12 protein-coding genes are annotated in these 12,295 nt (G+C 55.1%); 9 read left to right on the top strand and 3 right to left on the bottom strand.

The window, feature by feature from the left end:
* Positions 1 to 383 precede the first annotated feature (383 nt).
* Both AC07YV_RS12240 and gltS read left to right on the top strand, forming a co-directional pair.
* The gene (locus AC07YV_RS12240; protein WP_102699730.1) at positions 384 to 944 is read left to right on the top strand and encodes a lipid-binding SYLF domain-containing protein; all 561 of its coding nucleotides are present in this window, start codon (positions 384 to 386) and stop codon (positions 942 to 944) included.
* A gap of 233 nt (positions 945 to 1,177) precedes the next feature.
* Positions 1,178 to 2,392: a sodium/glutamate symporter gene (gene gltS / locus AC07YV_RS12235; protein WP_102699731.1), complete on the top strand. Its 1,215-nt coding sequence runs from the start codon at positions 1,178 to 1,180 to the stop codon at positions 2,390 to 2,392.
* Positions 2,393 to 2,677: 285 nt separating this feature from the next.
* Here the strand turns inward: gltS and AC07YV_RS12230 are convergent, their stop codons facing one another.
* A complete protein-coding gene (locus AC07YV_RS12230; protein ID WP_007979515.1) occupies positions 2,678 to 3,142 on the bottom strand; it encodes an Lrp/AsnC family transcriptional regulator in 465 nt (154 codons plus the stop codon).
* A gap of 260 nt (positions 3,143 to 3,402) precedes the next feature.
* Here AC07YV_RS12230 and AC07YV_RS12225 point away from each other — a divergent pair, with 260 nt between their 5' ends.
* The 6 genes from AC07YV_RS12225 (at position 3,403) to AC07YV_RS12200 (ending at position 9,106) form a co-directional block, all read left to right on the top strand.
* The gene (locus AC07YV_RS12225; RefSeq protein WP_494990297.1) at positions 3,403 to 4,386 is read left to right on the top strand and encodes a transporter substrate-binding domain-containing protein; all 984 of its coding nucleotides are present in this window, start codon (positions 3,403 to 3,405) and stop codon (positions 4,384 to 4,386) included.
* Positions 4,387 to 4,502: 116 nt separating this feature from the next.
* Positions 4,503 to 5,144 carry an amino acid ABC transporter permease gene (locus tag AC07YV_RS12220; protein ID WP_007979518.1) on the top strand — a complete coding sequence of 214 codons (642 nt, stop codon included), beginning with the start codon at positions 4,503 to 4,505 and terminating at the stop codon, positions 5,142 to 5,144.
* 9 nt (positions 5,145 to 5,153) lie between these two features.
* Positions 5,154 to 5,819 (top strand): amino acid ABC transporter permease, encoded by a 666-nt coding sequence (locus AC07YV_RS12215; protein ID WP_102699733.1) that lies wholly within the window; start codon positions 5,154 to 5,156, stop codon positions 5,817 to 5,819.
* Positions 5,812 to 6,588: an amino acid ABC transporter ATP-binding protein gene (locus tag AC07YV_RS12210; protein ID WP_102699734.1), complete on the top strand. Its 777-nt coding sequence runs from the start codon at positions 5,812 to 5,814 to the stop codon at positions 6,586 to 6,588. Before AC07YV_RS12215 ends, AC07YV_RS12210 begins: the two co-directional genes overlap by 8 nt.
* A 90-nt stretch (positions 6,589 to 6,678) precedes the next feature.
* Positions 6,679 to 7,911, top strand: a complete 1,233-nt coding sequence (locus tag AC07YV_RS12205; RefSeq protein WP_102699735.1) for a diaminopropionate ammonia-lyase — start codon at positions 6,679 to 6,681, stop codon at positions 7,909 to 7,911.
* A gap of 25 nt (positions 7,912 to 7,936) precedes the next feature.
* Positions 7,937 to 9,106: a M20 aminoacylase family protein gene (locus AC07YV_RS12200; RefSeq protein WP_102699736.1), complete on the top strand. Its 1,170-nt coding sequence runs from the start codon at positions 7,937 to 7,939 to the stop codon at positions 9,104 to 9,106.
* Between the two features lie 63 nt (positions 9,107 to 9,169).
* Here AC07YV_RS12200 and AC07YV_RS12195 read toward each other — a convergent pair whose 3' ends face one another.
* On the bottom strand, positions 9,170 to 9,952 hold the full coding sequence (locus AC07YV_RS12195; protein ID WP_102699737.1) for an SDR family NAD(P)-dependent oxidoreductase: 783 nt from the start codon (positions 9,950 to 9,952) through the stop codon (positions 9,170 to 9,172).
* 121 nt (positions 9,953 to 10,073) lie between these two features.
* Positions 10,074 to 10,994, bottom strand: a complete 921-nt coding sequence (locus tag AC07YV_RS12190) for a LysR family transcriptional regulator (protein ID WP_102699738.1) — start codon at positions 10,992 to 10,994, stop codon at positions 10,074 to 10,076.
* 148 nt (positions 10,995 to 11,142) lie between these two features.
* On the opposite strand from AC07YV_RS12190, the gene AC07YV_RS12185 reads away from it, so the two are divergent.
* Entirely contained in the window at positions 11,143 to 12,048 is a 906-nt protein-coding gene (locus AC07YV_RS12185) for an NAD-dependent epimerase/dehydratase family protein (RefSeq protein WP_102699739.1), read from the top strand.
* Positions 12,049 to 12,295 lie beyond the last annotated feature (247 nt).

Raw genomic sequence — 12,295 nt, 5'->3', positions numbered from 1 at the left:
ATCTTCCAACGTCGCTACGTGGCTGGTTCGGGGGGTCCAGGGCAGGAGGGTTTGAAAAGCTGCCCTCCTCCGGCGAGCGGATGAAATATTTGGAAATACTAAAGGCCTCCCCTGCGTGAACTTTTATAAAAGTTCTACCGCACACCTTTTTATTCGACAAAAACCCAAAGAAAGGCCTGGCGAACGAACACCACCATTACGCAGTGGTCACAACATCTGATGGCATCGCAAATGACAGGTGGTCACGAACCTGATTCATACAAAAGCGACGCTTGAATTCACACATTTCAGGGCGCGCCGGATAACTTCAGCGGATTCAGTTCCTGCCAGATGCAGGCGCCTGCCGCTGCTCTCATCCAATGCTCCCTCAGCGGAGTATGCAAATGACTCAATCAATGCGGTTCTTCCTCTCGTTCTTCCTCGCCACTGCAACATTGGCTTCGACCGGTTTCCTGAACACTGCAGGAGCGGCCACCGCCGAGGATCTGAATGCCGATGCCAAACAAGCCTTGCAATTGCTTTACAAGGCCCATCCTTTTGCCGAAAAAATCTCGCACGAAGCCAAAGCGGTGCTGGTTTTCCCGAAAATCATCAAGGCGGGTCTTGTGTTCGGCGGCAGCTACGGCGAAGGCGTCCTGATGAGAGGCGCCACAGTCGACAATTACTACAACTCCGTCAGCGGTTCATGGGGGCTGCAGGCCGGCGCCCAGTCGTACGGCTATGCGGTTTTCCTGATGACCGATAAAGCCGTGAAATATGTCGCCGAAACCAAGGGCTGGGAAATCGGTGTGGGACCAACGGTTGTCGTGGTTGATGAGGGGGTTGCGAAGAACCTGTCCAGCTCGACGCTGAAAGACGACGCCTACGCGTTCATCTTCGACCAGCAAGGGTTGATGGCGGGGGTCAGTATCGAGGGGACGAAGATTTCCCTGATCAAGCGCTAAGCTCCGCTGTTTGATTGGCCATCGGGAGTGTGATGGCGGCCTATGCCAATACTGGTGGGTTTTTCCATTCAGGCTAGGCTGTCATCACTCCTGGCGCACAGACGTAGCTGATGATCGGAGCTATCTGGACGAGCAAGGCTGGCATTTGCTGTATCGACCGTTCATTGATCCAGGTCTAAACATTGAATGATCGAATCCTGATAATGATTGATCAGTTTTTAGGTAGGCCTTAAATGACTTCACAGCTCTTCCAGGTTCACGGCCTCGTGAGTTTTACCCTTGCCATCCTCCTGCTTTTCCTCGGCAAAACCCTCGTCCAGCACAACGCCTTTCTCCGTCAATACTGCATCCCCGAATCGGTTGTCGGCGGCTTCGTCTGTGCGGCGGTGACGTCCCTGCTCTACTTCGGCCTGAATATCCAGGTCGAATTCGATCTGCAGGTTCGCGACACCCTGCTGCTGTATTTCTTCGCCGGTATTGGCCTGAAATCGGACATGCGCCAACTGCTCAAGGGTGGGCGCCCGTTGCTGATCCTGCTGTTACTCGCCGCCGTGTTCATTCTCCTGCAGAACTCGCTGGGCATGGGTGTGGCCCAGGCGTTCGGGCTTGATCCCAAGGCGGGCCTGATGGTGGGCTCCATTTCCCTCACGGGCGGAGTGGGCACTACCCTGGCCTGGGCACCGCTTTTCGTCGAGAAACTGGGCATCAGCAACGCCCATGAACTGGGCATCGCCAGTAACACCGTCGGCCTGATTGCCGCTTGCGTCATCGGCGGCCCTATCGCCAACCGACTGATAAGTCGTTATCGACTGACGCCGTCCAGGGATGCGGAACTGGAAGTCGGCATTCTCGAGCAACAACCGAGCAAGGCGCTGGACTACTACGACGTGCTCTGGGCGTGGATGTGGCTCAACCTGACCCTGATGCTCGGCTATGGACTCAACCTGTTGCTGGTCGATGCCGGCATCACCCTGCCGAAATTTGTCAGCTGCCTGTTCGCGGGCATCGTCATTCACCACCTTGTGCTGGCCTTTGTGGGTGATCAACGCCTGAAAAGCTGGAGCGGCGCCAGCCTGGGTCTGTCGCTGATCTCCGATATCTGCCTGGGCATGTTTTTGACCATGGCCCTGATGGGGCTTCAGCTATGGCAGCTCAGCGGCGCGCTATTGTTCATTCTGTGTGCGTTGACCCTGCAAATTCTGCTGACAGTCGCCTATACGTATTTTGTGGTCTTCCGCTTCATGGGGCGCGATTACGAAGCCAGCGTGATCGCTTCCGGATTCGGCGGGATCGCCCTCGGCTCCACGGCGACAGCCATCGTCAACATGTCGACCGTGACACAGAAGTACGGCGCGGCGCACCAGGCCTTCCTGATCGTGCCACTGGTGTGCGGTTTTTTCATTGACCTGGTCAACGCCGTGATCATCAGCCTGTTCAGTGGTCTTTAGCGATCGCCCCTTCGGCTCTCGAACGGCCAGGCACACAGGACGCTCGGTCAGCGCTGAGTGTGCCTCTACCTTGACCCTGGGCGACCGCGAGATCGTTAATGGCTGCGAAAGTGCTCGTGAGGACTCGGCAATACCCTGTCGCGCATCGCACTCAACCCTGCCGGGAACTCCAGCACTTCCATAACCCGGCTGTGACAGGACATCAGCTGCAAGTCCGCCTATAAAGGGGCGGTGAACCGGTGGCGCGGGACAAATCCGCGCTGCCGGCCTGCATGGAACTGCACTTCACTCAATATCCATGGGTATCGCAAAAGTTCTTTTGTTGTTCTGCATCGCCACGAATGTCTTGAACTGCTTGATATTCCCAAAAAAGAAAAGTTCACGAGTGAGTTGCTCATACTCCGTCATATCCTTGACGTTCAACACCAACAAAAAGTCAAAGTCGCCCGTCACGTAATAAACCTGTTGCACTTGCGGGCAACTAACGAAGCGCTTTTTTATCTCATCCAGCAAGTCAAGTCGCTCATTCTCGAGCTTGACTTCGACAATAACGGTAATGGGGCGCCCTACAGCAGCTGGGTCCACGATACTGACGTTGTATTTTATTACACCTGCAGATTCCAATGCTGCGATTCTTCTATTGACCGCAGAGGGAGACAGGTTCACGCCTTCTGCCAATTCGCGCTGGGAAATCCGATTGTTCTCTTGAAGGAAGCTGAGGATTTTTCGGTCATAGGCATCAAGTTGCATCTTGAGTCTCCTTCGCTTGGGCGAACCCATTACAGCAGAAAAGCGCACTGAACGCTCATTCGTTGCGCAAAGCCCCTCCACTCTCGCCCGCTCTCCCCCAACCCGCGCAACAAAATACTGAAAACGCAACGATGATGCATTTGACCACTCGATTTTCGAGCAATCGTGCGCATCCGACGCATTAGCATCCTTCTATCCCACCTGCTTGTCAGGCAAGGGCTGCGCCTTCAACTGCAAAAAACAATAAGAGCGGAGAAAGCATGATCAAAGCTATCCCAACAGCAACCGCAGCTTTTAGTTTGGTACTGCCCCGCCACCTATCCGATGGGAGTTTCACGATGCATATCGCTCAAGAAAAGTGCACAGACCGAAGTGTCATGTTCAAAGCGGGTCGTTTTCTCGCAATTGGCGCGGCAAGTATTATCCTCAGCGCTACCCTTGGTATTACCAGCATGGCCAATGCGGCCAGCCTGGCAGAGATCAAAAGTCGCGGCACACTCAATGTTGCAACCGAAGACAGCTACTACCCCTTTGAGTTTATCAAGGATGGTGAGTCGGACGGCTTCCACAAGGACATTATCGCGGAGCTGCGCAAGTACGCACAATTCAAGGTAAACCAGGACATTATGCCTTGGACCGGCCTGCTGGCCGGTGTCACATCCGGTAAATACGACGCAGCAATCACGGGTGCTGGCGTTACCGAGGAGCGGTTGGGAGCGTTTGATTTCGTTGCACCGGTCGCCCCCGAGGTCTCGTATTACATCAAGCGGGCAGATGACGACCGCATCAAGAATATTTCAAGCCTTTCGGGGATGACCGTGGGTGTACAGGCCGGTGGTGCCCAACTGGCACGATTGACGCAACTGGATGCAAAACTGAAAGCCTCCGGCGGAGCGATAGGCAAGATTGTGCAGTATCAATCTTACCCGGAGGCGTATGCCGACCTGGCTAACCATCGGCTGGACTACGTCGTCAACTCGATCGTGCCTGCCAACATGCTGGTGAAAGAGCGACCAAAAGTGTTTGCCGTTGGCGAGGCCACTTCAAGCATGGGTTATATCGCTTGGCCGGTGGCCAAGGGGAACAAGGAACTACTCGACTATCTGAGTGGTTTTGTTAACCACTTGCGCGAAACCGGCAAACTCGCTGAGCTACAGAAGAAGTGGCTCGGACAATCTTTCGACAACCTGCCCCACGCTCCCATTACTTCCGGTGAACAATTTACACAGCTGACGGCGAAATAATCCGAGCGCCTCCATCGTTGGCAAAAAGAGTTGTCAACGATGGTCAGGTCGGCAACTTACTCTTTTGACTCGCTAGCTAGCAAAGAGCCGAAAGACTTGCTCGAAGGACGTACTCAATGGATAGCAGTGACTGGATCACTCTACTTTATGCTGGCTGGACGACCATTTGGGTTTCCGGCGTATCTATAGTGTTTGGCATTATCCTGGGGCTGGTTGTTGCGATGTTGCGAGCAGCAAAAATCCCTGTCGTCAGTCAGGCTCTCGCTGTGTATGTCAGCTTGATCAGGGCTACACCGATGGTCACCCTGGTTCTATTTCTGTTCGTAATAGCACCTTCCGTTGGCTGGGAAGTCGATGCGAGAGTTGTCGCCATTGCGGCGATGACTATCAATACCACCGCATTTAACGCCGAGATCTGGCGTAGCGCCCTGACGAGCTTCTCGCGTGAACAACTGGAGGCGGCAAAAGCAGCAGGCATGACCACGGGATTGACCCTGCGACGCATCATGCTTCCACAGATGCTGACGACAAGTCTTCCCGGGCTTGTAAATGAAATGTCTCTATTGGTCAAAAGCAGTCCGGCGATTGCGATGATTGGCATTGTGGATTTAACCCGTGTCACCAACCGGATTGCTGCTGTGACCTACGATCCGCTTCCGCCCATCCTCGCGGCAGGCCTTCTTTACATTTTGATCATTGGTGGCCTTGTTCGCTTCCAGCGGATCGCCGATTCGCGCGCCAAGCGCCTGGCCATGTAGGGGGACCCCATGAACGGAATTAAAATGCTGTGGGACAACCTGGATGTGTTCTCGGTTGGCCTCCAGAACACACTCATACTCTTTTGCGTATCGGCCGTGTTTTCATTTCTGTTGGCCTGCTTCATCGCCTTCCTGTTAGAAGGACGGGACAATATTCCCAGACGGTTTGTACGTGGGGGATTGGATCTCATGCGGATGCTGCCGTTCCTGATTTTTTTATACCTGCTTTATTACGGACTTCCTAACGTTGGCATCAGCATGGATGTCTGGTCGGCCGGGTTCATTGCATTGATTACTTATCACGGCGCTTATTTCGCCGAGATCCTCCGTGCGGCGAGAACTTCGTTACCCTCTGGCCAGGCAGAAGCTGCATGCGCTCATGGTTTCATCAACTCCAAGATGTATTGGAGGATTTTACTGCCGCAAATGGTGATGCGTTCAGGTCCGCTGTTTGGCAACCAACTAGTCTGCCTGCTAAAGGACACCGCCTTTTTGTCGATCATCACCCTGATGGATCTAACGGCCGCGGCATCTGCAGTTCAAGCTAAATACTTCGTTCCGCTACCACCCTTCGTATTTGTGATTGTTCTGTATTGGTCCATCACATTGTGTGTAGAGGCGTTATTACGTCGCCTGGGCCGGCGAGCGCAGAAAAGAGGATTGGTAAATGAATAAGTCAGCTCCAGTCGTTGAAATACGTGACCTCCATAAACACTTCGCCGGTATCGAGGTTCTTCGCGGGATCAATCTCAACGTTGAACGAGGACAAACCGTCAGCGTTTTAGGCTCATCCGGCTCAGGTAAATCCACGATGCTGCGCTGCATCAACTGGCTGGAGGTTCCTGACGGCGGTGAGATCTACATCGGCGGGGATCGCATGGGGGTCAAGAGCGGTGGGGTTAAACCCATGTCAAACCGCGAACTTTCAGCCATGCGCGCTCGAACCGCCATGGTGTTCCAAAGCTTCAATCTTTGGCCGCATCTCACGGTGCTCCAGAATGTTACCGAGGCCCCTGTTCATGTCATGGGCGTCAGCCGAAAGGATGCCAACGATCACGCCGTTGCGCTGCTGGAAAAAGTAGGCCTGTCCCACAAGCACGATGCCTACCCCTGGTCTTTGTCGGGTGGACAACGACAACGCGTGGCTATTGCCAGAGCCCTGGCGATGAACCCTGAAGTCATTTTGTTCGATGAGCCGACCTCTGCTCTCGATCCGGAGCTTGTCGGAGAAGTCCTTGCGGTAATGCGCTCGCTGGCCGAGGACGGTTTCACCATGGTCATCGTCACTCATGAAATGGAGTTTGCGCGCGCCGTATCAAATGAAGTGGTCTTCATTGAAAAAGGACAGATCATTGAACGGGCTGCACCGGAAAAATTCTTCACGAATTCAGACAGTGAACGCGTACGTCAGTTTTTAGGGCGCTACAGAACGGCGAGCGCATGACTGACCATGCCACTCGCTGATATTGCACCCAAAGCAACGCCATCCGCGCCTATCCACACGCCACTTCTCAATGAGTTACAAGGAACCGGTATGTTATTCGTAAATCCTCGCGCCTCTCGTTGCCCTTATCCTGCCGACCTCAAGGAAGTCATGAGCGTCGGCTCAGCACATGAATCACGAGACTGGCTTTCGAGCTGGGAGCATCTGAGCCAGGACGCAACGCCGCTGTGGGAGCTTCCCGGCATTGCAGCAGAGCTTGGTGTCGCCCGGTTTTGGGTCAAGGATGAGTCGACACGCTCACCCTTGGCCAGCTTCAAGGCACTCGGTGCCCCCATCGCGCTGATCAGGCTGATTCTGCGTCTCATGCCCCTGGAGTCCTTCGACCCCAAAGGGCTGATTACCGGCAGGTATCGGGAACGCCTTCGTGACTTCACCGTTATCAGTGCCACCGACGGAAATCATGGCCGGGCCCTGGCTGCCGCCGCTCAAAGTGTCGGCTGCAAATGCGTCATCGTCTTGCACGCCAATGTGAGTGCCGAGCGCGAGGCTGCCATTGCGGCGTACGGTGCTCGCATTATCCGCATTGAAGGCAACTACGATAAGTCTGTCGAGCATACGGCCAAGGTTGCTGAACAGAATGGATGGCCCGTCGTCTCCGATACGTCATACGAAGGTTACGAGATTGTCCCTCGTGATGTGATGCAGGGTTACGGCACCATCGCCGCCGAACTGATAGAGCAAACCACGGGGGATACCACAGCGCCCTGCCCCTTTACCCACGTCTTCCTGCAGGGGGGCGTTGGCGGAATGGCCGCCGGGATCAGCAGCTATCTCTGGGAAATTTATCAAGACCAACGACCTGCATTCGTGATGGTCGAACCCCGGCAAGCCGATTGCCTTTATCAAAGCGCGGTTCAGGGTCGTCCTGCCAAAGCGACAGGCTCGGTAGATTCCGTCATGGCGGGTTTGGCCTGTGGTGAGACCTCTCCCCTCGCCTGGCGATTCCTCGAGCCAAGCATCGATTTCTTTTTGACCATCGCTGACCACGAAGCTGTAACCGCGATGCGCAAGCTCGCTCAAGGGAGCGCAAACGATATTCCCATCGTTGCCGGTGAGTCGGGGGTGGCCGGTCTGGCGGCTGTTCAAATACTGGTGCGCGATTCAGAAGCAGCCAGAAAAATCGGCCTCAACAGTGACTCTCGCATCCTGATCATCAGTACCGAAGGTGCTACTGCACCGACAGTATACGAAAGCCTGGTGGGTGAATCCGACGAAGCAGTGATCGACCGCCAGCGCCAATGGCAGAAACGAAAACATCTGTGATTCGAAGAGAAAAGGAGCACCTCCAGTGATCAACCAAGACGAATTCCACGCACAGCTTGTGAGCTGGCGTCATCACTTGCACCAACACCCCGAGGTCGGCTTCGAAGAGCTGCAGACCTCAAACTACGTTGCCGATGCGCTCACCTCTATGGGCCTCGAAGTTAACCGAGGTATTGGTGGCACGGGGTTGGTCGCGAGCCTGAAGATCGGTGATAGTCCGGCGGTCGTAGGCTTGCGTGCCGATATGGATGCGCTGCATATCCATGAAGATGCGCCTGGACGCGATCACGCCTCCGTATCCGCCGGGAAGATGCATGCCTGCGGTCACGACGGCCACATGACGATGATCCTCGGAGCCGCGCGGCTATTGACCGAAAGTCGCGATTTCAATGGCACCGTACGTTTCATTTTCCAGCCCGCCGAAGAACACGGTTGTGGTGCAAAAGCGATGATCGCCGACGGTCTGTTTGAGCGCTTTCCTGTTGATGCGATCTACGGTGCTCATAACATGCCCGGGCTCCCCGCTGGATCGATCGCGACTCGCTCGGGGGGGATCATGGCCAGTGAAGATAACTTCGTTATTCGAATCAAAGGCCAGGGGACCCATGCGGCACGACCTCACATGGGGGTTGACCCAATCGTCATCGCGGCTGAAGTGGTGTTGGCATTGCAGACCATCATTTCCCGAAACCTCGACCCGAGCGTTCCGGCGGTGATTTCGTGCACAGAGTTCATCACTGATGGAATCCGCAATGCGATTCCAACCCATGTGGTGATCAAGGGGGACACTCGCAGTTATGCGCCCGACGTCCAGTCCATGCTGGAAACGCGGATGCGAGAAGTTGCAGAAGGTATTTGCAGGCTCCACGGCGCTTCCTGCGAATTCGAATACTCCCATGAGTTCGCACCGACGGTGAACTGGGCACAGTGCACCCCCATCGCTGTTGCTGCCGCGACAAAAATCGTTGGCGCAGACAAGGTGAATGCTGAAATCCAGCCGATGATGATCTCGGAGGATTTCGGTGCCTTCCTTCAAGTCGTCCCCGGAAATTTTGTGTTCATCGGCAACGGCGAAAAGGCGGATGAAGGGGGTGTTCCACTTCACAACGCCAAATACGATTTCAACGACAATGTACTGACCACCGGTGCGCATTATTTCGCTGAGGTGGCCCGCACTGCCCTGTCTGCGGGATAGGCAAGAAGAGGACAGCACTGTGACGTGCTGTCCTCTCGCAAGGGCGTGAAAGGGGGTACCGCTTTAAAGTATCGAGCGTATGGTTCCACCTTCAATGCGCATGGCCATGCCGTTGAGCGCCGGCGATGCTGCCAGGTGCAGGACGCTGCAGGCCACCTCTTCGGGCTCGATCATGCGTCTGATCAGGGATGTCGGTTCGGTCTCGTCAAAATAATCGTGTACCACCTGTTGCGCCGAGATGCCCTTCTCTTCCGCGATTTCCCGGTGATAGCGCTTGACCGCCTCGGTGTAGGTAGGCCCGGGGAGTATCGAGTTGACGCGCACCGCAGTGCCCTTGGTCAACTCCGCCAAAGCCCTGGAGATACCCAGCAGGCAGGTTTTCATCGCGCCATAGTGAACCATCCACGGCTGTGGCTTGACGGCGGACTCACTGCTGATAAAGACAATCGACCCATGCCCGCGATTGAGCATGTCCTTCATGACAAGGCGCGTCATGCGCACACCGCTCATGACATTGACGTTGAAGTAATGAAACCACTGGGCATCATCTGTTTCGAAAAAATCCCTGACCTCGAATATCCCGACATTATTGATCAGGAAGTCGATCGGGCCGGACTCCAGGGCCATGTTGACCAGGCGCTCCGCCGCCCCGTCCTGCGTCAGATCGGCAACCAGGCCCCTGCAGGAGTCGCCCAGTTCTTCCACCGCAGCGTTCACTTCGTCTGCCAATAGCCCGCTAATGACAACCTTTGCACCTTCGAGAATGAAGCGTTGGGCGATGGCCTTGCCAATGCCTGTCGCTCCGCCTGTGATGAGTGCGGTTTTGCCAGTCAGTTGATAATCCATGAAAGCGGCCTTGTTTGTTGTTATGCGCAAAATCTTGCCCCAGGCTCGGGCTGAAGTCTTTCAAGGGTTGCAGAAGACTGCTTTAACAAAACTCTGAAAATGGCTGCTTGACCTGCCGTTATCAAGGTCTGAGATGCGGGCCAATCCTTTCCAACAGAAAATCAATAAAAACCCTGACGCGATGGGGTAGCTGCTGTCCCGGGCCGATAAACACCGCGTGAATCGCCTCGGTTTCACCGCTGTTGAATGGCTCCAGCAGGGGTATCAAACGCCCCGACTCGATATCGACATTAATATGGAAGCTCGCGAGTCGAGCGATACCCAATCCCGCCAGCGCAGACTGGCGCATGCTCTCGCCATCACTGAGCAAGGCATTGCCTTTGGGTTCAATCTCGATGCGCTGGCCTTCGGCGTCGCGATAAACCCAGGCCTGCGAATGACGATGAAAACCAAAGCTCAGCCGATTATGTCGCTGCAGGTCATCCAGGGTTTTCGGCTGACCGTATCGTGCGATGTACGCCGGTGACGCCACCGTGATCATTCGGCTTTCACCCAGTCGACGCTGAACCAGGCTCGACTCCTTCATCGGTCCGGTACGTATCGCGACATCCGCGCGTCGCTCCAGTAGATCCACAACAGTATCGGTCAACTCAACGTTCAGGGTGATGTCCGGGTAAGCCGCCAGAAAATCAGGCAATTGCGGTAACAAGCAATGCAGACCAAAGGGAAGATTGGCATTGACCTGAATCAACCCGCTAGGTTTGGCCACATTGGCAACATCACGTTCGGCGGAGTCAATCAGCTCAAGTATCCGCAGGCACTCATTGTTGAATCGCTCGCCTTCGGCCGTGAGCTCGAGGCGTCGGGTGGAGCGATGAAGTAAACGCGCACCCAGCCGCGCCTCCAATCGGGCGATCAACTTGCTCACCGCCGAGGGCGACATGTGCAGAAGCCGGGCAGCCTCGGAAAAGGTGCCTGCGTTGACGACTCGGGTGAACACTTCCATTTCGCCAGAGCGGTTGATGTCTTTGAGATTTAGCATGAACTGTATTCACAGATACTTGTAGTTAGAGCAGTCTAGCTCACAAACGGACCCCATCGTATCGTGAAGAGATTCCTTAACCAGGAATGACCGCGCCTTTGTTTCAAGTAACGGCCGGGCAAACTCAAGATGCGAAGGAGACAGAACATTGAAAATTTTCGTTACCGGTGTGACCGGTTACATCGGCGGTTCGATTGCCAAATACCTGGTAGATGCGGGTCATGAAGTCACTGGCCTGCTGCGTAATCCGGAACAGCGCAGTGCGCTGCTGGCGCTGGGCATCACCCCTGTGCTCGGCACCCTGGATGACGCGTTCATTCTCAGCGAACAGGCGCGTGCTGCAGACGCGGTTGTGAATGCGGCCAATTCGGATCATCTGGCATCGGTTCAAACCTTTATCAGCGCCCTGGGCGGCAGCGGTAAAGTACTGCTGCACACCTCTGGTTCAAGTGTTGTAGGAGACGATGCTCGCGGTGCTTATGAGCGTGCCGAGATCTTCACCGACGAGACGCCATTCACCCCCATGGACATCCGCAAGGATCGGGTTCACATCAACCAGACCGTGCGGCGCGCGGGTGTCGAACAAGGTATCCGCAGCATCGTGTTTTGCCCGACCATGATCTACGGTGAATCATTGGGATTGCCGGCAAAAAGCGATCAACTGCCCAAGCTGTTCGCGCAATCGCGCAAATATGGCGCCGGGGCCTACATGGGTGCCGGAGTACATCGCTGGTCCAACGTGCACATTGAAGATCTGGCAGAGCTTTATCGCCTTGCAATCGAAAAGGCCCCATCGGCCTCGTTGTTCTTCGCCGAAAACGGCGAAGCATCGTTCCTCGAAATCGCTACGTCGATCAGCAAATCACTTGGCTTTGGCGGCGAGATTCAAAGCTGGCCGGCTGATGATGCCATCGCAAAACTTGGAGATTGGGCGCGTTTTGCCATCGGCTCCAACAGCCGCGTGCGGGCAGTCAATGCGCGCACTCTGCTTGGCTGGAAGCCAAAGCGCGAATCGATTTTGCAGTGGATCGAAAACAGCGGAGTTCAATGGTAGTAACCGCTGACTGTCGAGATTCTGAAAGCTCACTTCGGTGAGCTTTTTTTATGGGCTGGCTAATGCAGCTTCCAGGCAAATCACACCCATAAAAAAACGTGCAACCAGGGTGATCGTCAATGATGACCCTTGTTGCACGCCAGGCCCATCAAGCCTAAAGGGAAAATTCGTTATCGCGCTACTGCCGGTCAGTCAGGTGGGAGCGAACCTGCTCGCGAAAGCGATGTATCCGTCGAATCATCGGCGA

It is taken from the genome of Pseudomonas sp. GW456-E7 (assembly GCF_059424105.1).
This window is presented reverse-complemented; position numbering and strand designations above follow the sequence as displayed.